The 23,656-nt window shown below is 44.0% G+C and carries 19 protein-coding genes; 6 read left to right on the forward strand and 13 right to left on the reverse strand.

The features are described from left to right. On the forward strand, window positions 1-3,246 hold a 3,246-nt coding region (locus AB4274_RS13475), incomplete at its 5' end, for a VCBS domain-containing protein (RefSeq protein WP_372112276.1). Window positions 3,247-3,322: 76 nt separating this feature from the next. Here AB4274_RS13475 and AB4274_RS13480 read toward each other — a convergent pair. The 9 genes from AB4274_RS13480 to AB4274_RS13520 all read right to left on the reverse strand — a co-directional run bounded on the left by AB4274_RS13480 (window position 3,323) and on the right by AB4274_RS13520 (window position 15,580). Next, the gene (locus AB4274_RS13480; RefSeq protein ID WP_372112278.1) at window positions 3,323-4,636 is read right to left on the reverse strand and encodes an HlyD family type I secretion periplasmic adaptor subunit; all 1,314 of its coding nucleotides are present in this window, start codon (window positions 4,634-4,636) and stop codon (window positions 3,323-3,325) included. Beyond that, window positions 4,629-6,881, reverse strand: a complete 2,253-nt coding sequence (locus tag AB4274_RS13485) for an ABC transporter transmembrane domain-containing protein (RefSeq protein ID WP_372112280.1) — start codon at window positions 6,879-6,881, stop codon at window positions 4,629-4,631. The genes AB4274_RS13480 and AB4274_RS13485 overlap by 8 nt, the downstream gene beginning before the upstream one ends. After that, on the reverse strand, window positions 6,878-8,524 hold the full coding sequence (locus AB4274_RS13490) for an ABC transporter transmembrane domain-containing protein (protein WP_372112282.1): 1,647 nt from the start codon (window positions 8,522-8,524) through the stop codon (window positions 6,878-6,880). Before AB4274_RS13490 ends, AB4274_RS13485 begins: the two co-directional genes overlap by 4 nt. A 165-nt stretch (window positions 8,525-8,689) precedes the next feature. Continuing rightward, window positions 8,690-9,325: a CatB-related O-acetyltransferase gene (locus AB4274_RS13495; protein WP_017082045.1), complete on the reverse strand. Its 636-nt coding sequence runs from the start codon at window positions 9,323-9,325 to the stop codon at window positions 8,690-8,692. A gap of 418 nt (window positions 9,326-9,743) precedes the next feature. Next, complete coding sequence (locus AB4274_RS13500; protein WP_372112285.1) at window positions 9,744-10,856, reverse strand: NADH:flavin oxidoreductase; 1,113 nt, start codon at window positions 10,854-10,856, stop codon at window positions 9,744-9,746. 287 nt (window positions 10,857-11,143) lie between these two features. Next, complete coding sequence (locus tag AB4274_RS13505) at window positions 11,144-11,833, reverse strand: hypothetical protein (protein WP_372112286.1); 690 nt, start codon at window positions 11,831-11,833, stop codon at window positions 11,144-11,146. Beyond that, entirely contained in the window at window positions 11,833-13,002 is a 1,170-nt protein-coding gene (locus AB4274_RS13510; protein WP_372112288.1) for an OmpP1/FadL family transporter, read from the reverse strand. The genes AB4274_RS13505 and AB4274_RS13510 overlap by 1 nt, the downstream gene beginning before the upstream one ends. Before the next feature lie 93 nt (window positions 13,003-13,095). After that, a complete protein-coding gene (locus tag AB4274_RS13515) occupies window positions 13,096-13,908 on the reverse strand; it encodes a crotonase/enoyl-CoA hydratase family protein (protein ID WP_017061730.1) in 813 nt (270 codons plus the stop codon). 478 nt (window positions 13,909-14,386) lie between these two features. Further along, complete coding sequence (locus AB4274_RS13520; protein WP_372112290.1) at window positions 14,387-15,580, reverse strand: multidrug effflux MFS transporter; 1,194 nt, start codon at window positions 15,578-15,580, stop codon at window positions 14,387-14,389. 270 nt (window positions 15,581-15,850) lie between these two features. Between AB4274_RS13520 and AB4274_RS13525 the strand changes: the two genes are divergently transcribed. The 3 genes from AB4274_RS13525 (at window position 15,851) to AB4274_RS13535 (ending at window position 18,976) form a co-directional block, all read left to right on the forward strand. Then, window positions 15,851-16,936 (forward strand): PQQ-dependent sugar dehydrogenase, encoded by a 1,086-nt coding sequence (locus AB4274_RS13525; RefSeq protein WP_372112292.1) that lies wholly within the window; start codon window positions 15,851-15,853, stop codon window positions 16,934-16,936. A 448-nt stretch (window positions 16,937-17,384) separates the two neighbouring features. Next, on the forward strand, window positions 17,385-17,594 hold the full coding sequence (locus AB4274_RS13530; RefSeq protein ID WP_010430417.1) for a cold-shock protein: 210 nt from the start codon (window positions 17,385-17,387) through the stop codon (window positions 17,592-17,594). A 326-nt stretch (window positions 17,595-17,920) separates the two neighbouring features. After that, window positions 17,921-18,976: a tyrosine-type recombinase/integrase gene (locus AB4274_RS13535; protein WP_372112294.1), complete on the forward strand. Its 1,056-nt coding sequence runs from the start codon at window positions 17,921-17,923 to the stop codon at window positions 18,974-18,976. A 342-nt stretch (window positions 18,977-19,318) separates the two neighbouring features. Here the strand turns inward: AB4274_RS13535 and AB4274_RS13540 are convergent, their stop codons facing one another. From AB4274_RS13540 to AB4274_RS13555, 4 genes are all read right to left on the reverse strand, one after another. Next, the gene (locus tag AB4274_RS13540; RefSeq protein WP_372041918.1) at window positions 19,319-19,873 is read right to left on the reverse strand and encodes a hypothetical protein; all 555 of its coding nucleotides are present in this window, start codon (window positions 19,871-19,873) and stop codon (window positions 19,319-19,321) included. 150 nt (window positions 19,874-20,023) lie between these two features. Continuing rightward, a complete protein-coding gene (locus AB4274_RS13545; RefSeq protein ID WP_372041917.1) occupies window positions 20,024-20,506 on the reverse strand; it encodes a hypothetical protein in 483 nt (160 codons plus the stop codon). 439 nt (window positions 20,507-20,945) lie between these two features. Next, window positions 20,946-21,713 carry a potassium channel family protein gene (locus AB4274_RS13550; protein ID WP_372112297.1) on the reverse strand — a complete coding sequence of 256 codons (768 nt, stop codon included), beginning with the start codon at window positions 21,711-21,713 and terminating at the stop codon, window positions 20,946-20,948. A gap of 46 nt (window positions 21,714-21,759) precedes the next feature. Continuing rightward, on the reverse strand, window positions 21,760-22,584 hold the full coding sequence (locus AB4274_RS13555) for a S24 family peptidase (RefSeq protein WP_372112299.1): 825 nt from the start codon (window positions 22,582-22,584) through the stop codon (window positions 21,760-21,762). 172 nt (window positions 22,585-22,756) lie between these two features. Between AB4274_RS13555 and AB4274_RS13560 the strand changes: the two genes are divergently transcribed. After that, entirely contained in the window at window positions 22,757-23,044 is a 288-nt protein-coding gene (locus tag AB4274_RS13560; protein WP_017109436.1) for a pyocin activator PrtN family protein, read from the forward strand. A 56-nt stretch (window positions 23,045-23,100) separates the two neighbouring features. Beyond that, complete coding sequence (locus tag AB4274_RS13565; protein WP_372112301.1) at window positions 23,101-23,643, forward strand: phage regulatory CII family protein; 543 nt, start codon at window positions 23,101-23,103, stop codon at window positions 23,641-23,643. Window positions 23,644-23,656 lie beyond the last annotated feature (13 nt).

Here is a 23,656-nt window from a genome sequence, read left to right on the forward strand (position 1 = left end):
CGTGGCACTGCAATTGACCAACTTGGTGAAGGGCAAAGCTTAACCGATACGATTACAGTCCATTCAAAAGATGGTACAACACACGATATTGTCATCACCATTCACGGCAGTAACGACAGACCTTACTGTTCATCTGAAGTGGTGCTTGCAAATGGCAGTGAAGATACACGCCAAACCTTAACCACCGCGCAACTATTAGCGAATACCGTCGATGTGGATGCCAATGACGCCGGTAAACTAACCATTGAAAACCTGCATGCTGACCATGGCTCTATTCTAAACAATGCCGATGGTACGTTTACGTTTACCCCAGAAAAAGACTACAACGGCGCGGTGCACTTTAGCTATGACGTCAAAGATGCACACGGTGGTGTAACACACACCGGCGCAACCACCAACTTAGCTGCGGTTAACGACAACCCTGATGTGACGCCTTTAACCGACAGTGTCAGTGAGGGGGCCGATAATCATCACACCCTCAATCTGCTAGTAGGTGCCACAGACAAAGACGGCGACGCTTTAACCATCAGTCACCTTGAATATGCCATCGATGGTCAACCTCAGTCGGGCCAACTTCCAACGGGCATTACCTTAGATACTGATGGTCATACATTAATTGTTGATGCCACCAATCCCGCATTTAACCATTTGGCCAATGGTCAGTCGCAACAAATCGCTATCACTTATCAAGTAGAAGATGGCCATGGTGGAAGTACGCAACAAACCGCCACGCTTACGATTGCCGGGACAGATGATAAAGCCACACTGGTTTCTAATGTCATTCAGCTCACTGAAACACAAGCGCTGGATAGTGAATTTAAATTCTATAGAGGCCAGCTTCAGCTAATTGACCCTGATAGTGGTGATAACACTCAGTTTGTTTTTAGCGGGAAGTATTTAGGCCAAGGGTTTGAGCCTGGTCACCTTGATGTTTGGCCTAATGGCACTTATCAATTCAGATTAGAAGCTGTTACCAATCGTCATGCGGACGATCTCATTGGTAGCCTACATGCTGGCGAGTCGATGGAGCTCCCCTACGAAATCGAAACCAATGATGGTCAAAAGCTCACCATTATGGTGAAGGTGACCGGTGAAGATAACCAAGCAAAAATTGAAGTAACGCCCTACTCCAGCCTCAATAATCATGTTTACGAAGATCACACTTCCTTTGGCAATACCACTAATCAGCTCAGCAGTGGCGGCACGTTACACGTGATTGACCCCGATCACGACCAAGCCGGTTTTATTGCACAAACCATCACCACCGCCGAAGGTGGTCGGTTCAATATCAACGCAAAGGGCCATTGGTCATACGATATTGACAATGATAAAGTCCAACATTTAGGCGCAGGGGAAAGCTTCCAGCAAACCTTTACCGTTGAATCTATTGATGGCAGTGCTAAAAAAGATATCACAGTGACCGTTCATGGCACCAATGATGCGCCAATTGCCTCGGCTGAAGTGCGTTTAGCGAATGGCTTAGAAGATAGCAAAATTGTCCTCACCCCAGCACTGCTACTTGCTAACACAACTGATATCGATGATAACGATATTGGCAAATTATCCATTGAGAACCTACACGCCGACCATGGTTCGATATTAATTAATGGCGATGGCACCTTTACCTTTACGCCAGAAAAAGACTATAACGGCGATGTCCATTTTAGCTATGACGTCAAAGATGCCCACGGTGGTGTGACCCACACCGGTGCATCAACAACACTCTCGGCAGTTGGCGATGCTGCGATCTTCGCCGGAGATAAAAGCGGTCAAATAACAGAAGATCGCCACGTACAAGGTGATGCCCAACATACGATATTTGTCACTGGCGTGTTGAATGTTATCGATCCTGATGCCGGTGAAGATCATTTTTACGACACTCGTAATGCCCATGCGATCAGTGATCCCTATGGCGGTCATCTGACCATTGGAAAAGCCGGTGATTGGGCTTATTCGGTTCCCAATGCCAATATTCAGCACTTAGCGGCAGGGCAAGTCGAGCAGGTTCAATATGAAGTAACGACCGCTGGTGGTGATAAACAAATTATTACCATCAATGTGCATGGCACTAATGATAAACCAACAGTTTCTGAAGTTATCGCAGGTGCACATAACATTGATGAAGATGCTGCAAATGCGACCTCTGGGCAAATTATTATCAGCGATGTTGATCATAGCGATCAACATTCTGTCAGTATTGATAGCCAACATCAGCCACAGTATGGTTCTGTTACCTATAATAGCAATACACAAACTTGGGTCTACACACTTAATAACAGCAATAGCCATGTTAATGCTTTAAATAATGGTGAACAATTGACCGATAAGTTTTCTCTATTAGTCGATGATGGACACGGGGGCATTACAACTCAAGAAGTTGAAATGCGCATTGATGGACACAGCGATGTTCCACCAATGCCAACCCTAGTTGCCCCTGCAAAAATTACCGGCAGTGCAGGCAATCAGGACCTGCATGCCTCAATCGGAATTCCTCCAATTATTCACCAAGGAACGCCTACGCCAATGACAGGCTGGGGAATATCAGATCACCACGGACACTCTCTCACTGCATTACACGGTCAATTTGGTACTTTGCATGTCAATCCTGCAACCGGAGAGTTGAGTTACGATTACCAACAAACTTCATCAGGCGTCGTTAAGACACATACAGGAGGCTCTTACGGTAGTGGTACAGACGAAACCGACTCGTTTGTTTTAACCCTAGGAGGCGATCAAAACTCACAAGTCGCGGTGCACCTACATTTGCACTCGCAATCCGTCCATGGAAACAGCGGACATCACATTGACCAAACCACACTAACTGGCATGGATTTATCGCCAATCGCTCCACCACCTCCTCCAGCACCCGGCATGAGCCAAGCGGATGAACCGGATGCCTCTTTCAGCACCCCTGATGAAGTTACTCTTAATTTTGATGAGGTGACGGCAAACCTAGAACATACAGCGATAGGCGAACACGAACAGCGTTCTGGTGCCCATGCTTACCTAGACGCTCTGGGTATTAATGCTGACTCGCCGTCTATAGATTCACCGTCACACAATGTACCAGTAGCGCATGATATCGATATCATTTTCAGTGATGCCGAGAGTGCTTATGGGGCTGAGCAAACTGACGATGGTATGAGTGATGGGCTGTCTCACCATACCGATAACCCATCTATTGATGATTCTTTACACCATCATAATGACGTTGACGGACTGCCTGACATAGACCCAAATAACTAGAACATCACCCCTTCGGTTAGATAAAAAAAGGAGCACGGCATGTGCTCCTTTTTTATGCAAGCCAGAGTGGAGGACTTTACCTCTCTCCAAACGCCACGCTAACATTGGTATAAATCGGTTTCCATAAGTATTGGAACACCGACTTCTCGCCAGTTGTGATGTCTACTTCACCCGTCATACCCGGCAGTATGGAAAAGCTTTCAGGGTTATCACGGAAGTAAGGCGTATCAACCGACACTACAACTTCATAATAGATCTCGCCACGTTCGCTTTGACTTGTGGTCGGTGAAATACTCTCTACCGCCCCTTTTAAAGCCCCAAAGCGGCTGTAATCAAACGCATCAATCTTGACTCGAGTGGGCTGCCCAACACTCACAAAACCAATATCTCTTGGGGACAAACGTGCTTTGAAGTCAGCGTTCCCTCCGACAGGCACAATTTCAACTACCGTGCCACCCGGCTGAATAACACCACCATCCTGCGTGCTTGGTATGCTTTGCACCAAGCCTTGTAGCGGTGACACTAACATAGTGTTCGTCAATTTAGCTTGGCTTGAACGAACTCTAGCATTCAATGCTGATAAGTCAGATACGGCTTTAGAACGATCATCGCTCACTTTAGCTTTCGCTTCCGCCAGAAGCTGTATGATTTTTTGGTCATTACTGTCAGCTTGTCTAATCAATACCGACTTCTTACCACGAGCTTCTTCGATTTTCTGTTCGATACTGGCCAATTTTTGTCGCATTTCAAGCACACGTAAACGTGAAATGTTACCCGCTTTATAACCCTTATCCAGTATGTTCAACTCTTGCTTAGTCGCATTTAACTCTTTCTCATAACTCGGCAAGGCCTTTTCTACGCTACGAAGCTGCTCTGCAATTTGCTCGCTCTCTTTCTCAAGCACCACACGCTTTTGGAAGTAGAGGGCTTTTTGCGCGTTCAGCTGCGCTTTTTGCTGGCTGACGATCTCTGGGTAATCGACCTCAAACTCAGCAAGGTTAGGCTCACGTTGCTCAAGCAGCGCATTCATACGTTCCACACTGGCTAGAAGCGTCACTTGTTGGGACTTTAGCTCTTCAAGGGCGGTACGCTGAAAAGTGGCATCAAACTCAACAAGCGGCTGGCCTTTCTCAACCAACTGCCCTTCTTTAACGAGAATTTGCTTTAACTTCCCGCCAATCGCGCTTTGTAATACTTGCTTCTCGCCTTCTGGAATCACAGCACCTTTGGCTTTGGCGATTTCATCAACTTGAGTGACGACAGACCAAGTGGCAAAAGCAATAACACATAAGGCAACCGACCATGTGGCCAGCGCCAATGTACGAGCCGTATTTTGTGATTCAACAAGTTCACCGTAGCGCTTGCCCTTCTCGATAGATTGTTTAGTCATTAGCGACTCCTTGCTTAGACTTTGATTGTTCTTGTTGGGCTGCATTTTGTTGAGCAGACGCCTCTTGAGTTGACGGCTGTAGCTCTTGAGATAACGGTTGCTCAGATAACTGCGGTTCTTGAGAAGCTTGAGGCTCTGAAGGCTGTTCCTGCTTCGAAGACTGCTCCGGCTCTAATGGACCGGCATAAACCACTGCACCTTCATTTAATACCACCACTTTATCGGCAAGCTTGATTAAATCCGGATCGTGGGACGTGTAGATCACCGTTGCTTTTCCTTTTTTCGACTGCACAAACTCACCAAATATACGTTTAGCATTTGGGTGAGCATCAGGCACAGGGTTATCCATTAAGAACATTGGGTAGTCATAAACCAGCGCTTTCGCGTCAATGAGGATCTGCGCGACGCTGCCAGACAACATGTCAAAAAGGCTGTCCGGCTGAATACTGCTGATGGAAGTATCGAGCCCACCTGATAATGTCTCGAACCAACGCTTTCCGCCCACCATTTCAATTGCAGATATCATTTTCTTATCTTCGACTTTGTGACCGTCGTTTAGCCACTCTCGAATACTCAGCGTAAGCAAATCAGGATATGCGGCTCGAATGAAACACCAGTGGCGATAAAGCTGCGGGTCGTATTGAACGAGGTTAACGCCTTCAAGCTCGACCATGCCATTTTGGATAGGCTGCAAGCCAGACAGCACTTCAATTAATGTTGATTTACCGCTCCCAGAAGGGCCGGTAATCGCGACAACTTCACCGGCTTCAATATCAAAACTCACACCATTCAAAGCGGGGCGACTCTGTTTGGGATAGCGCAGCGTCACTTGGTCTAATTTCAAGTTAGGCGCTACCACGGGTAACGGGTGATGCTGGTAACTGAATTCACGCTCAGACGGCTGAGACAAAATACGGTTCACTTGCAGCTTGGATTGATTAAAGCTATTAAAACGCATCGCGCTGTTTGCCAACACCTGAGCAGGACCCGTCACCTTAGATATCAACATCATTGAAGCAATCAAACCACCGGGCGTCATCACTTGTTCAAAAATAAGTCCTATGCCTAACCCCATCACGGCGAGTGTCGAGCCCACACCAATGAAATAGTAAATCGAGGTGTACCGACTCTGGAGAACCGATTGATTAAAGGTCACTGTTGAAGCAAGAAGATTGGCTTTTTTGAAACGTTGAATCCAGTGCTCTGAGAATCCAGCACTGCGAATAAAGGCAAGCTTAGATGACAGCTCATTAGTCATGTTTTGACGATTCGTACCTGCGACTGTCGATTGCATCGAGCGCTTGCTGCTAGAGCGTATCGAGCGTTTTGCTAGCAAGTAATAAAGGATTAAAGAGACGACTGGAACCAGTACCAACCATCCGCCTAAAACTCCTATCGCTAGTACAAAAATTAGAATGAATGGTAGGTCAAATAACGCATTTCCTAATGGCCCCGATAGCACACCTGAAATACGCTCTGACAACATCACTTGGTTTTGCTGACTAGAAGAAGCTGTTTGCTGATTTTGAGCATAGCTATTACGAAGCAGACGCTGCACGAGGGATTGAGAAATCTCGCGGCTGACTCGGTTGGAAACTGAAGCAAACACTCGGCTACGTAATGTTCTCAACCAACCCATCATCACAAACAACAACGCCGCGCCAATGGCGATACCTTGCAACTCATGCCCTGCATCACCACCAATCACATGGTCATAAATCGACATCGTGATGAAGGGAACAGCAAGCGCAAATAAGTTAGTGATAAAGCTGACCAATAACAATTTAGGAATGATGGGGCGAAACGCATGTAACCTTTCACCAACCCAATCAGGAGAGGCCTTCTCTAATGGTGGCCCTTCGATAACAATACAAAACTGAGGGACATCGGTGATGTCGTTATTGGCATTAAAGGCAACAAATTGCTTGGATTCCAAATGACCAGAGACCAGCTCATGTTCACCAAGTACCAGTAAGACCAATTTATGTTCACCAACTTCATCTAGGTTGGCAACCAAGCGATAAGGCAGTGCAAGCCTGTCGAACAAGGCAAACATATCGTCGATTGATTCAATGCCATTTTCATCGACCCATTGATGTGCGAACAACTGGATATTAGCATTAACTTCCAACTGCTTAAGAACGGAAAGGCTCTCGGTTTCTAAATGATTCATCACCTCTTGTCGACCGCTGGTATCTGCACGGTTGTTCGTACCTGAAGGGTTACCAATATCTAAACGATTCATACGACGGCCTCCTGATTGCTCTCGCTGTCGACCGTAATAGCTCGACTTTCCACTGTAATGATTCGAGTAGCAAATTCGCGAAGCTTCGAATGGTAGCTCACCATCAGTATCGTGCGTCCTGCCGTTACTTCTTCTTCCAACACCTTAGCTAGATTCCCAAGGGCGTCTAAATCAAGTGAAGAATCCGGCCTTTCCAACATGATTATGGGTTTATCACTTGCCAATTGAGCCGCGATATTGAGCATTTTCACGTTACCCATACTCAACAAAGAAGCACTCGTATGGCCAATTTGTGTCTCTAGTCCATCGGGTAATCGAGTAATCTCTTTGGTTAAACCCAAACGCTTTGCATAGTCACTGGCGCTTTGCGTTTTCTCAGGGTCAAACCCGCACAAGTTGTCGAGAATAGTACCCGACACCAACTGCCCTTTAACGCCACAGTAGGCAGCAATATTGGTTACGGATGCGATTGAAACTGCAGCTCCGTTAATGAAGCACTCACCCGCTTTTAGATCATCAATACCTGCAATCGACGACAATAAATGACTGTTGGTGTGGCGATCCTCACTCTCTAACAAAACCAACTCACCTTTATTCAGTGTGACATCTGCATGAGAGAGTTCACCATATCTTTCAACGGTCGCTTGCTTGATTTCCAACGTCTCAAAGTCAGATAAGTGGTTCTCAACTTGCTCAGAATCTGAAGATTCCGATAATGATAAGTCACTCAATTTTTCTATTGCCTGATTGGCACTGTGTATTGAATTAAGCTTGATTCTAACCCCAACCAGAGCACTCAAAGGCGCAACCGCTCTGCCAGATAAGATAGAACATGCCGCCAAGCCACCAGTAGTTAACTGACCATCCAACACCCACAAGCTCCCCGTAATTACGAGTAAAACTGACGTGGCTAATGCGGCAAGCTGAATACATTCTTGGGCAAAGGCGTTCTGTTCTTCTTCTCTCGCTTTAGACTGAGAGCGAACGTTATTGAGGGATTTAAACTGATTGAAGATTCGAGACTCAACAGCCTGACGTTTGATTCCTTGAATGGTTTGGCTCAGTAAAATCAAGAACGCTTTTCGCTCCTGCTCATCTTGGGAAGCTTCTTCACTTAAGCTTTTAACGCGAATAGAAGATAACCAAACGATTCCGAGAGTAATCAGCCAAACTGCCAAAGGTATCGCCACCAGCTCACCGCCGATGTAAGCCACCAAGCCCAAGAAGATCAAGGCAAAAGGCAAATCAATAAAGCCTGCAATCACACCACCGGAATACCAATCTTTGACTTTGGATACAGAACCAAGCCCCTCTTCCACGCCGCCAACACCAATGTGGCGGAGATGGCCTGATGAAGCCGTTGTTACTCTTTCAACCAAAGTTTGATAGGTCGCTTTCTCGGTATTGCTGGCCGCGGCTGACAAAAGCCAAGTACGCACAAACCGGATCAATGCTTCCATGGCAACAGCCAACGCTGCACCCGCCAACAACAAAGTGGCAGTACCGTAACTTTGGTTAGGTAAAATACGATCGTAAATTTGCAAAACCGTTAACGGAACGGCGAGAGAGAGAAGATTTATGAGTAAAGAAGGCAGTAGGACTTTTCCTACCACCCCTTTGTTTTTCATTGAACTTGCGGGCATACACAATCCTTATCCATGCTTATGAAATAAGATTGGTACACCATGTTGAGTATTGCAAGGTAACGGACTGATTTAACGTGTTTTTCAATATAAATATGACACAGATCTTTCTACACAAATCTGTGGCTATACCCGTACCTTAAAAACGCACCTTACAAATGCTCCTTACAAACAATTGTCGTAATCCGTTATCGCCTGCTTTAGCTTTGAAAAGTCTGAGTTACATAAATACGGTTTCAGCGCTTCAAATTTATCTGAGGGCCACTCGTATATTTTGAATGACATGAGTTCGTCAATAACGGACTCATCAAAGCGGTATTTGACGACTTTAGCTGGAGAACCACCGACAATACTGTATGGAGCGACGTCTTTAGTCACCACACTATTCGCTGCGACTACAGCGCCTTCGCCAATCGTCACACCGGGCATCACCATCGCTCTCATGCCTAACCAAACCCCATCTTCAATGTGAGTATCGCCTTTGCCAATGTAGGCGTCGTCGATGACATCCATAAATGGATACAGTGAAAACCAATCAACTCTGTGTGTATGGTTGCCACCCATTAAAATCACGACCTCTGCGCCAATACAGACATAATCACCGATATAGAGTTCGTCGATTTCCCATCGAGGCTCCCACTGGCGGCTGACTTCGTCGCCGTGTAAATAGCGCACTACCGATTGTTCAAAACCATTATCCCAGCAATCGCTGTAATAACTGTGTTGACCTTTTACATGAATATTGGGGTTGGTTACGACTTCATGCAGCAACTCGAATTTGGACCAATGCTTCTTTTGCATTTTTACCTCTGAATGATCTATTTAGTTTTATTCGTTAACGATCAAAATGTTCGACTGTGCGAATCCAAGGTACACAAACTAACGCCCTATAAACACAGGGTTCACTGGGATTAATAGTGAGTATCACGCTTAAATCATAGCAATGTCGCTAAAACTAAAGAGGCGTCAGTGGATTCGAGGTTGCTTAAGAAGAGGAAGTAGTTTCAAAGTTTGCTCAGTTTTTATCGATAACTTGGTTGGATAATTTACAGGCGTAGTGTATCTGTTTAGTCGCACCAATTTGACAGGAAGATGTGATTAATAAGGTTTCAAATATCGTTTCGTGGAATACGGCATGAACAAGAGCCTGCGCGATTACACAGGCTCAAACTTAGACTCGCTATAAATTTCGGCTCACGCTTGGAGCTGGGTTCAGCGACTACATTCGAGCAAGCTGTGCTTTTCTGTCTTTATTCACCACACAAAAGTTACCGCGCTTAGTACGACATTTAGAGCATCGTTCGCATTCAACAGGGCTTCTATCCCCTTCCTTCCAACGCTTAACTAAATGGGGTTCAGAAAGCAGCGGTCTTGAAAGCGCGAAGTACTCAATGCCCGTGTTGTTTGCGATGGCTTCAATGGCATCGAAATCCGTCAATCCACCAACCGTGATCACTGGGATATTAACGTCTTGGCTGATCGCGTGACCATACTCATGGAAGTAGCCTTCAGCTTGAATGGTAAAACCATCGTGCGACTCGCCAATCATAGTGTCTGCTTTACCATGAATATTACCTGACACGACAATGCCATCCACGCCCACTTGTTCAAGCTTTTTACAGACAATACGTGTTTCATCGAAGGTGACACCACCTTCAAAAAACTCCGAAGCTGTGAGCTTAACTAAGATAGGGAAATCATCACCCACCAGCTTGCGCGTCGCAGTATAGATCTCTAACAAAAATCTCATGCGGTTTTCTAAGCTACCGCCGTATTCATCTTCACGTTGGTTGTAATAAGGGCTTAGAAATTGGTTAATCAGGTAAGTGTGAGCGGCATGAATTTCAACGCCATCAAAACCTGACTTCTGTGCTCTTAATGACGCTTGAGCAAAGGCATCAACAATGTAGTCGATCTCGTCTTTGGTCATCGCTTTGCCTAGAGTTTGAGTTCCTTTTTCTGGAACCTCACTTGGTGCGTAGATCACTCGCTCGCCAAGATCATGAGTGGTTTTGGTGCCACCATAAGCCAGTTGCATCACGATTTTAGAGTCGTTGTCATGAACAAGTTGAGTCAGCTTTTTGTACTCTTCAATGAATGAGTCGTTATACATCCCCATCATGCCCGCATTCGGTTTTTCTTCTTCAACGATGTTCGCGTAACCCGTCACGATCAGGCCGACTTCGCCTTGAGCCAACTCTTCGTAGATAGCGTACAGTTTATCTGTCATATGCCCATCTTCGGTGGCCATATTTTCCCACGTTGCACTTCTCATGAAGCGGTTCTTTAGTGTCATCTTGCCAATGTGGGTTTCTGTAAACAAAGTGCTCAAGTGTCTTCCTCTCAAAATCGTGTTACGCAAGTTACCCATTAAGCATGGGCACTGATTCAGGCGGATACTACAGAGAATAAGGCAGCGAAAACTTAATCTAGATTAAGAGAGCGGCACTCTCATGTGAGAAAGATATAGAAAGCATCCAAAAGAGATAAAAAAGATTGGAGAAATGGTAACAAAAGAAAGTCGCTAAGTTTTAATAAGCGACTTTGTTCAATTTAATCTGGACTAAGTCAATGGTTCTTACGAGAGGTGTCCACCTGCGAATTTCTGCCTGCTAACAGTTATTTGAACTCATAGGTGTAAGACGCGCCAACACTGTTATTTTCACCGAAATCGTCCTCAGCAAAAATAGTGAAGAAGTTGAATGATTGAGCGTCACTCAACTTGTAGCTAGCACCGACGCCTGCCCAATACCCTGAATAATCATCAGACCCCATTGAACCGCCACCGAAGCCCATGATAGACCATTCATCAGTAATCGTTTTTAAACCAAACGCACCAATGTAGCCACCGTGTGTTGAGCTCGACATCAATACATAGTCAGAACCAACATTATCATCATCGAAAACCGCTACTTCGCCGTCATTATAGCTGTAACCAGCCATAGGGAAGATTTGCCAACCGAACGGCTCAATGTCGAAATAACTCAGTGGTATAAACGTACCAATACTGTAGTTGTTCTTATAAGCATTGTTGTCGTATTCAGAGCGGCTAAAGTTGAAATTGACGATCCCCATAGGCAACAACCATGAACCGCCTACTCGCCACTCTTCACCGTCAGCATTAACACGAGCGTTGATCATTCGCGCTTCATCAAGCCCAATAGACCCAGAGAACTGCAGATCTTCGTTATAAGCAACGCCAGCTTTGGTTACGATTTTAGTCGGATCATCAGGGTGCTTCTCTTCAGCAAAAGCACCCGTTGAAAATAAAGACACTAAAGTAATGATTAGTAGATTACGTAATGTCATTAGAAGGTCGCGCTAACACCAACAAAGTGGATACGGCCATCGAATGAACCGTCAACCATGAATCGGTCCATATCTACTGAACCCAAGTCAGCATATTCGTAGAACACATCAATTAAGATATCATCCCAGTAGGTAGATGCACCCACTGAGTAGCGATACTGCTCACCAACGGGAAGATCAACATACTGCATTGTCGGGTCGTCTTGTGGAGAAGTTTCGTAAGAGAAACCTGCTTTCAAACGCCAGTCTGAGTTAAGTTGGTAATCTGCACCAACTGCAAACTTCCATACATCGTCCCAATCGCGCAATAGTGTTTGATTAATTGGAAGGTTACCATTTTGGTTTGTACCCAAATCTAAAACAGTGCTATCCCATTGACTCCAACGATGAAATTGCACACTAGCTAATAGATCAAGCTGAGTATTAAATGCATAACTCAAACTGGCATCAACAATTTCAGGTACATCTATACCAGTATTTAATGAACGCTGGCCGCCAGTAAATACATTCACATCATTGTTAAATTCATGTTCGAGTTTAGAACGATAACTAGCACCCAATTTAAGCTTGTCTGTCGGTGTGTACATTACGCCAAGGTTATAGCCATAAGCCCAATCAGTGTCTTGCTTAGCTGTAAAAAGAGAGGATGATTGCTGTAATGCAGCCCAACTTAATTGTACACCCGCCCCAACCGACCACTGGTCATTCAGTTGGTAACTCAGTGATGGGTTCACTTGCATTGCAGTAAGAGTGATATCTTCTAGAAGTGCAGCACCCGCCCAATCACTGCCGTAATCAAGGCTAGAGCCGCCAACAGCGCCAAGCGCGATACCAAGGTGTAATTTGTCTGTGACTTGATGAGCGTGGAAGGCACCAAATGACGGCATTACGGAATGAGCTTTACCATCTGGATTACCACCGTTATCTTGATACTTCATTTCAAGATCGAATGCCATGGTGTTGATGGTCGTTTTGCTTTCGCCCATGTGAGACATAGTGGCAGGGTTTGTCCACATCGCCGCTGCAGATCGAGTGTAAACACCATCACCAGCGCCAGTAGTACCAGCGTTGGCAACGACAGCTTCTTGCAAAAACAGGCCACTTGCGAATGCATTTAAGCTCGTAAAAATTGCAGTGGCAGCTAGAGAGTAAGTAAAAGTTTTGTTCATCAGAGCGCTCATTTAGCCTTAGACATTAAATTGCTCTAAGGTTACCGCAAAGCTCAATAAACAAAGGGAATATCCATTATTCCTGTACAAGCGCTATTTAAACTTTCTGGCGACGTAAGGGCGTGGTTTGTCTCGATGAATTTCACGTTGAGCAGCAATCGCCCTGTTCTTACCTAACCCAACCTTTATCTGATACCAAGTTTCGCAGAATACAGCCATGCCCGGGCTTGACCACCAAGTCTTGTTGTAGAGCTTCTTGTTAGCAGCGACGACATCTGGCGACCGATTCGCACACTCAAGTGCCAACGCATAGGCTTCAGCGTAAGGATCTTCGGCAATCTTGGTCACCAACCCATATTCTTTAGCGGTTTCACAGTCGATCACTTTGGCCGTCATCGCCATTTCAAGGGTGTGATCTTTACGCATCAGCTCTCTAAAAGCGATAGCGCCTCCCATGTCTGGAATCAGACCCCACTTTGCTTCCAATATAGAGAAGTTCGCATCCGGGCTAGCAATTCTAAAATCACCCCCACTGACCAATTGCAGGCCGCCTCCCCAACAACGACCATGAATCGCAAAAATGACAGGGCATGGAATATCTCGCCAACCCAATGAAAAGCGTTGTGCAGCGTTAGGCAATGTCGGTAGCCATTTAAACAAGAGCTTCATCGCCCCAGATTTACTGGTTAATAGGGACTTAACATCAAGCCCTGAACAAAAATCAGAACCCTCACCTTTTACTATTACGGCACGAATCTCGGTGTTCTTTTTCAGCTGAGTCACCATGTTATTCACGCCTTGAAACATTGCCATATCAATAGCATTGAGCTTATCGGGTCGATTCAACACAACCGTCGCAATTTGGTTTTTATCGATAGAACAAGTAATACGATCGAGGTTTGGCATGGTGGCTACCTTATCAGTGGTCAGACCTTTAGGTTATACATTTTATTAACATATGCCAAACTTGCACATTAGGAAGCGAGACCTGTGTTGCTTAACGTCTTTCCCTTTACACAAACGACATCAACAAAAAAGCAGTGATGGATCGCTCCATTCACTGCTTTTCATCCGTAGCTTTTATCGCCAATGGCTTTGATTGCCAGTAGCTTTGATTAGCAATGGCTTTCGGTCATGAGCAAAACCTATGTTCTTCGAGATTTCAGTAGCAAGAAGATAAAGTAGCTGCCAGCAATAATGGAAACTAACGTCCCTGCCGCAAGCTGCGCTCGGAACACTACCACTTGCCCTAAGCAGTCAGAAAATAGCATATATTCTGGTAACTTAAACCAAAGCGCTGAACATTAAAAAGGCCATTGAAATTCATCATTTCAATGGCCTTCTCGTTCCTACTAGCCAGGCAGCTAGCTAATTACCTAAGCAACTAACTGAGCTGAGACTCTCTCGCTTCTTGGCTACTGAAACCACGCAAAATGTTAAACAGGGTAATCAATGTGAACAGCATGATAACGAGCGATAAATGCCACGCTTCCCCTAACCCTAACTGAACCAGGCCCATACTCACAATTGAAGACACCACCATCTGCCCGCCACCAGACATCGCAGCCGCCGCGCCAGCGTTCTTCTTATAAGGCAACATCACTAACGCCTGAGCACAAGGTAACGCAATACCATTACCAAGGATCATCAAGAACTGGCCAAGCATGAGATACAAAGGTTCGAGTGGACAGAAGAACAGCCACAAGGCCGCAGCAACGTGCAATACAGGTGTGCATAACAGAGTTTTCTTGTTACCCAGCATAGGGCGAATACGGTTACATAAGCCTGTTCCGCCAAGCATGCCTAATGCTGGAATCACCGCCCACATCGCGTATTCATCTGACGTCATACCAATCTGGTTTTGCATGATAAATGGCATCACCGACACAGTGGTGATCATCAAGCTAAAGTTAAGCCAACCGATACACGCAAAGCTCATAAAATAACGAGAAGTGAGTAGCTCTTTATATTGAGAAACCATTCTCTTAGGCGAAGGGATCGCCGAAACCTGAGTGACGGTTTCCTTAAATTTGAACGCTAACACCACCCAAGCTAATGAGACATAGCCAAGTAGCGAGATAAACACCATGCTCCAGCCAAAATGGAAGTTAATGAATCCACCGATAACGGGCGCGATCAAAGGTGTTATAGACGCAACCATAGCAATGTAAGACATCGCCAAAGGCAAGTCTGCCCCACTGAATCTGTCTCGCGTAGAAGCACGAGCAAGTACCGCGCAACAACCGGTTCCTAAGCCTTGCAGGAATCGCCCCATCACCATGCTAGTAAACGAATGGCTGAAGAAGATGATCATCAATAACCCAAGCATGGCAATCAACAAACCGCTTAGCAGTACCTTCTTGCGTCCCAAAGCATCGGAAATAGGGCCATAAATAAACTGGGAAGGGCCAAAGCCTAATAAATACACACTCACCAAAAGCTGGGCTTGCTCTAGCGAGACATCAAAATCTTTTGCGATCCAAGGCAAAGAAGGAAACACCAAGCCCATACTGAGCTGGCCGATACTGATGACCAAGCACGCAAGTAAGATCGATTTAAAATCAAATCCACGACTCATCGTTTAATAGGTCCGTTCGAAGAAAAATCGTGCGTATCTAACTCACAACATAAAAACTGAGAAAATAGCGAAAATGCTGCTGGTGAGTTGTTCATAATGCTCCGACGGGATCAAATAGAGAAAGGCACAGTAAACATACGTGAGCTTGTATAATCATACAATAGGCGTTCAACTAAATATGTGAATAGTCACTTTTCAGCAACCTCGGCTTTCCGCCAATCGGTCACAAGCGCTAGACTAACACTAGATGCTCATAATCAAGGGATTTCAATGAACACTCATCACCGTATTTTTTCATGTGCTTTGGCGCTGCTTGCCTCTGGTCCTATAACGTCAGCCTTTGCATGGCAGGCAGAGAAGATCACCGACGGACTCGTGATCCCTTGGGGACTGGCTTATGTCAACGATAAGTCCATGTTAGTCACAGAAAAATCAGGCGTCATTAAACATGTCGATTTAAAAACAGGCAATCAAAACACACTGTTCAGGCTGCCCAATGTATGGGCGAAAGGCCAAGGTGGATTATTGGATATCGCACTCTCCCCTTTTGAAAACGGAAAGTTCTACGTCACTTACAGTAAAGACGTCGATGGTGAAGGCGTAACGACACTGGCTTTTGCTAATTACAGCAATAATGAAGTCACCAATTGGACAGATGTGTTTGTATCTAAATCTAGAACGGACACCGGACGTCACTTTGGTAGCCGTATCACCTTTGATGATAGCCACCTGTATTTTTCAATCGGCGACCGTGGTGATCGAGACAACGGCCAAGACACCATGACTCACGCCGGATCAATATTACGACTGAATGCCGATGGAAGCACACCAAGCGATAACCCATTCACGGATAACAACAAAGTGCTCAATGAAATTTGGAGCTTTGGCCATCGTAATCCACAAGGTCTGTATTACGATTTCCCGACTCAAAAGCTTTGGTCGATTGAACACGGCCCTCGCGGTGGTGATGAAATTAACCTAATAAAAGCGGGTGCCAACTATGGGTGGCCTGTCACCTCACACGGAAAAGAGTATTGGGGCCCTATCAGCGTTGGCGAATCGGAAACCAAAGATGGTATTGAAGCGCCAAAAAAAGTCTATGTTCCTTCAATCGCTCCGGGCAGTTTGCTTGTTTACCAAGGAGACAAATACCCAGAGCTGAAAGGCAAACTGCTGGCTGGCGCACTAAAACTTACTCACATCAATATTGTGACAGTCAATGAACAAGGTGAGGCAATCGAGGAAGAACGCATTTTAGAGGACTTGGGCGAAAGGATAAGAGACATCGAAACTTCACCAAACGGAGACATCTTCTTCAGCACTGATAATGGCAACCTGTACCGCTTGAAAAAGTAGCCGAGACCTCGTTCAAGTAAAGGCACTTACCTTACAACGACATTTATAAATATAAGCCGTTAAAAGTGGGCTCAACGCCCAGTTAGCGGCTTTAAATTTGCAAAAATGAATGCGCTAAAACAGTGCATTTACTCCAAATTCGTCATCAATTTCGACCACCTTTTTCACAAAAACTACAACAAATCACCATACAACTGTAACTCCATGATATTTAAGGAATGCAAAGTTTGACTACCCCCAAGTTTCTGCAACCTTTCCCTATGTATTCGATTGACTATCCCCTGATTTGATTTAGACTCGTTCCCGGCTAGAAAGAAAGTTCTTTGTATATAAACATTTCGTTGGATTACTAGTAACCCCGTTGTGTTGTACGCAATAGCAATAAACTTTTCCGCGCTATCAGTGCCACAATTGGCTCAAAATAAAAATTTAATTTTAGGATATCATCATGTCTAACACAGTTACTGGTACAGTAAAATGGTTCAACGAAACTAAAGGCTTCGGCTTCATTCAACAAGAAAACGGCCCAGACGTATTCGCACACTTCTCTGCTATCACTGGCGACGGTTTCAAAACTCTTGCTGAAGGCCAAAAAGTTGAGTTCGTAGTATCTCAAGGTCAAAAAGGCCCACAAGCTGACAGCATCAAAGTACTTTAATTTAGTATTTTAAAGCTTTCTAAAAATAGCCAGCCTCTGCTGGCTATTTTTTTACCCGCTATTCAGAGATTTAAGGTAATATTCCCCTTCACTATTTCTACCTAAGACACCCTCTCAATGGCTCTTAAACCGACAATCTATAAGTTTCACTAAAATACGCCACTCCCCGCCCTACCTAGCACTAGCCACATACACCATTATTTTCAAACACTTAATATAAATAACAACCTAGAAGAACTTTAATAAACTGCTATAATCTCTGAACCTTGGTACACCTTTTGTACCCCTCAAATCACCCTTTTGGTACACCTCAGAGGCATACGTTCATGGCATCTTATAGTATTGAAAAGCGAACTCTAGCGAGCGGTGAATCTCGCTACAAAGCCACCGTTACCGTGAAACATCGAAGCAAAATTGCTCAACGTTTTTCCAAAACTCATAAGAAGAAAACGCTCGCTACTGCCTGGGCAAAAAATGAAGTCCGAAAGATAGACGAAGGTGAAACACAAGACCGTTCTGTGCCCATTGGCCAGCTGCTAGACATGTTCATTGAAAACAAAAACCTCTGGGACAATACTGGCCGATCGAAACAAACCGTATTAAAAATGCTGCGTGATTGTGACATAGCAAAAATCTATTCCGATGAGCTAACCACTAAAGACTTAATTGAGCATTGCCAAGATAGATGCAGTACGGGAACCAAACCCTCTACCGTTTATTCCGACATCTATTTTTTACGTTCAGTATTCAAACGAGCTAAACCTGTATTCAACGTTGCCGCGAACGTGAACACATTCTTAGAAGCAACACCCATTCTTTATGAAATGAAGCTCATCGGTAAATCAGAGAAACGAACAAGACGCCCTACTACCGATGAAATGGACCTGTTAAAAGAAGCACTAGAAGAGCGCGAGCAGCGCAGAGAGAACAAAATCCCCTACTCTATACTTTTGGACTTCAGCATCCTGAGCTGTATGAGGGTAAGCGAAGTGTGTGGTATTCGGTGGGAAGACTTGAACAAAGAACTTAGAACAGTGATTGTACGCGACCGAAAAGACCCACGTAAGAAAGAAGGCAACCACATGGTCGTTCCTCTACTCGGTGAAGCATTCGATATTGTAATGAAGCAAGAGCGTAAGGGAGAGTTGATATTTCCTTACAACCCACGCTCAGTTGGTCGAGGCTTTGTTGAAGTGTGTCAAAAGGTTGGAATTGGAAACCTACGCTATCATGACCTACGCCGTGAAGGTGCAAGCCGCTTGTTCGAAAAAGGCTTTACCATTGAGGAGGTTGCTCAAGTCACGGGTCATAGAAACCTAAATACCTTGTGGCAGGTTTATACCCAGCTGTTCCCACATAAATTACACGAACGTAAAATATAAAAGTGATTAATGGTTTGTAGTGAATATAAAAATATTGACTCGAAGGGACCTATTTGTGCTCACAAATAGAATCCCTTCCCAGTGGTGAACAAAAGCTATTCAACCTATCAAGGTCCTGGACAAAAGCAAGTTGGTCTAAAAGCGCTGACTCTGATTGTTTAGATTAGAAAAAGTATCTTGATACCCTAAACTTAAACACTCGCTATGTGCTTGATCACAACTCTTCGAACTTAATAACATTACCATACCCAAGAATTTTCTCACATTCTTGTCTAGCTTCACTCTCAGTGTAAGCACTAACAGTAACTGTTTTACCATTCTGATCAACTGCAACAAATGTTCTCATTTAGAAATCCCCTCATAGAGCCTGACACTTACCGTAACCTTCTCGACTCGAAGAACGCCTTCAGGGAAATAAATTTCAGCTAAACTTTTAGCTTTTTCAATTGAATTAGCTGAAAAGAGTTTTCGCTCACCTGTTTTCCTACAAGTCGCTTCGAATTTTAGAGTTTCATCACATCTTACCTGTTTTTCATTAAGCAACTGCTGTCTATAGGAGGCCTCGGCTTCATGCTCTTGTTGTGCTTCAATGTTTAATAGCTCAGAAACAGCTTTAGTTGGTTCATGGTCTTGAGATTCATATAAACCTGTAGTGAGTAACTCTAAATGCTTACTTGCTGAAAAATAATCGTCAAATCTGATAGAGTGTTCCGGCTCTTCTTCACTCTTCCACTCTATACGATGGATTCCATCACCAAAACTTTGATATTCATCTAAAAATACGTTTGTCACATCAATATCAAATTGAGAATTTGATAGAGCAAGAAGTTGAATTACTTTGTAACAATCGTCACTCTCATATTTAACGTAGGTTTTTACAACCTTATAATCTAACATTAAAAACTCCATTTCTATCAATAAATTAAGGCACCGGACGCAGTATTGATTAGTGAGCAGCGCCTACAGTTTGACCTAAAAGATTATGCCATAAACACAAAAACTGACCAATCCAAAATCGGCAAACGTTGTAAATCTGCCTTAAACGCCTTATAAGCCCTTGTGGAACTGGTCTGAGTCTAAAACCGACTGTTTATATCCAGCAGCATCAAACGTATAAGTTTGTTCCCAGAAAGTCACAGAAACATCTTTGCCATACTTCTCAGACACTTGAAACTTATTCATTGTTCTGGCGATGGTCTCAAAGTCCTTACCAACTACAATATAGTAACCATCATCATTGCATGCATATCTGTAATCATAAGTAACTGATGAAACAGAAACTTTCATATCAGACCAATCTGTAGATCCAGCACATTGTGTCGATTTGATAAGGAACCGTTGCAACGATTCCCCTTTATTCCAGAAAAAGTCACTAACTACATTAATGTTTTCTAGTGAGGATTGTTTTTGGTCGGTAGCCCAACTGTAAGTAGAAGAAGTTTTATCTATTTGACCGATAACATATGCACCACTACTAAACATTAATGTGAAAGCAGTTATAGCAATGATTCTTTGTTTTGTACTGTACATTTAAGGACCTCCTTTGAATCTAAGAAACAGTATGCCACATAGTATGTATGACCTATAAAGCTTATTAAGGGGTAAATGTGAGTTTCGAAAAGTTAAATCATTTAACTAGGGCTCAATGTAGTGGATGAGCAAACTTAGCCTCATAGCTTGAGTTTTATGATAAGAAAAAGTAAGTAAAAGTGAGCCTTGCAGAAAAGTTAACGTAAAACATAATGGGGCACTTTCGTGCTAGAAAGTACCACGGGTAGAAATTCAACCTGAGCAGTTTTCTGGACAATTCCGTTTTAGAAAATAGGTAATTTAGCAAAGCGTGAATTATTAAACATATGGAAAAAGTCGCTTAGCTTTGTGTCCAGGTTGATTGGAGCAGATCAATGCAGTGCAATCCTCTCATAAATTCGGTGTTGGTATTTTTAAAACACTAAGCTAACTGAATAAGTTATCTATTTGAGGAGTTATCAATAGCTGCTTTTAAGTCGGCAATATCACTCTTTAGGTCAGAGATTTCATTGCGAAGATTTGTGATCACATGCGTGTCTTGCTTTTCAGTGTCTTCTTCTAAGAACCAAGATGCGACAAAACCTGTAAACGTGCCGAATAAGCCTACCCCTGCGGTCATAAGGACAGCCGCAACAATTCTTCCTTCATAGGTCACCGGATAAAAATCGCCATAACCTACTGTCGTAATCGTAACGAAAGCCCACCAAAGCGCATCACCAGCATTAAGGATGTTAGAACCATCGGTACCTTTCTCAAGCTGAAGCATGGCGATAGCACCAAAGATAACAAGTATTACTGACACCGCGGACACTAAAGAAAAAGTACCCTGAGTCTTGTTGCGAAATAAATAGTAAATAATCATTTTCGTTGATCGAACAGCCCTTAATAACCGAAGGACTCTCACCACTCTTACAATTCTTCCGTAACGGAACATGTCAAGCATTGGGATACTAGATAGCAGATCTATCCACCCCCATTTCATAAAAAGTTTTTTACTTTCAGCCCTCTTTAGCCGAATGAAGAAATCAGCAAGAAACACCAAACATATAATGTTGTCGGTAATTGCAAATATTTCAGTCACATAGTGTGGTAGCTTGAATATGCTCTCAGCAAACAATGCCACTAATACGTATATTGAGAGAACCAAAGTAAAGAATTGAAAGGGACCAAAATCAATGGCCTCCTTTTCTATTGATTTATTTATCATTTGCTTAACCAATAAAAAAGGCGACCCTGAGGTCGCCTTTGCTTTTCTAAATCACCGCCTTCATGACAGTGGTAATAACTTTCCCGATTACCGCGAACTCGTCGAGTTTCTCCTCATTCACGATAAACGAATCATATTCTTCTTTATTGTCTGAGATGACGTTATAGCCCTCAGCCATGATGTCGTACTTCAGGCGTTTTATGTAAACGTGCTTACCAATGCGAACAACATATACACCATGCTTTACTGGATGATCGAGTTCTCGGGTATCGACTAATACTTCATCACCGTCACTCAAAGTGTCTTCCATTGAGTCACCGTGGCAAATGATGATACGAGCATCTTCTTCTGTCAGGCCGAAACGTTTTAACCATAAGCAAGGCAGGAATTCGGTTCTAAGTTGGTACTCGGTATCGTTTTGAGCACCAAACCCACAAGAAGCATAAACGTTGTACACAGGTACAGCGCACATATCGCCTATTTGGGAAGTGGCTTTCACAGACTTAACATTCGAAATCTCTGTGACATTCTCATCGGTATTGCGAGAAGTTCGGCTAGCAACTTGCTGGTTAGTATGCCCGCTACCAATATCCACTTGCCCTACTGACATATCTACTGAAGTCGAAACTACGCTAGGTGCTGATACGGTTAATAGATATTCAGCCTCATCAAGATCCGTGACGTATTTCTCAATTACCTGCTTTTTAACATCAGGGTGAAAGTTGGAAATATGGTATTCAAGAGCCCTACTACCACTAGCAGACTTCCTGCTTAACCAATTGTTTCTCTTAGCTTTTTGACTAACCCCGGTAGCAGAATTTGCCATTCCATCTAGCCCGACTAACTCAACACTCAAATACCATTCTTTCATACAAACACTTTATAACGTTTGACAAACAGCAATCGATAGTGGGAATATATTCACACAAACAAACGATTACAAACAAGGATTATCTTCGATTGTTAGCAGACTCGCGAAGATAAACACGGATTAACTAAGAACTATAGCATGTCATTGCTGTAGTGGAAATGAGGCTAACCCTATGAATACTCAATATGCGTTGCATGCTGTATTTGGCTCCCCAGTAGTAAAACTTTCTGAGATCTCTGAACAATATTTTGGAATGAAGTACGCGACAGCCAAAGGCAAAGTAAGTGCTAATGAATTCCCTATCCCTACCTTTCGACTCCATGAAGAAACAGAAACGAACAAAGGCACTAAAGCTCCACTGTTTGTTTCTATTGATGATTTGGCTTTCTACATTGACCGTAAGCAAGCTGAAGCTAAGCGCGAGTGGGAATCTGTCTATGGCAAGTTTGGTCACCACTAAATAGCGACATCTTTTCATCTAACCACTTTTCTTATGTTTCATAGTGAGTATCAGACATGGAAGTGAACCAGACAATGTGCGTCTTTTTAGCGGATGTACAAGAACAGTACAACGAAGCATGCAGCTTGTTTCGAGCACGACACCGTAACGAGCTAACAGAAATAGCCAAAGCTTGTGGCCTTAGGTCAAACATGTTGCGCAACAAGCTGAATATCGAGCAACCGCACGTACTTTCTTTACCTGAAATGATGGCAATTTCTAAAGCTACGGATGACTACGTAATTTTAGAAGTTGTACTTCGCCAGTTAGGGCTAGTGACCGCTCATATTCCTGAAGGTGAAAGAGAAACGTTTATTAAACGTGCTCTAGACAACTCTGTGATTGCAGGAGAGATCTCTCAGCTCGCGTTAGACACGGCAGGCCAAAGAGCCCTGCCTCGATCAACTCGAAACTCAATTATCAAAACGGCACAAGCTGGCATTAGCAACTTGGTGCTACTCATCAACGACCTAGAAGACCGCACAAGTGGTGCACACCCTTTCTTATGTATGGGTGTGGACTTGATAGCCAACGGTGCGCCTTTACCTGGTCTTACTTAACTTTCTACAGGGG

Origin of the sequence: Vibrio sp. 10N.261.55.A10 (genome assembly GCF_041470825.1) — a bacterium.
Lineage (GTDB): Bacteria > Pseudomonadota > Gammaproteobacteria > Enterobacterales > Vibrionaceae > Vibrio > Vibrio crassostreae_C.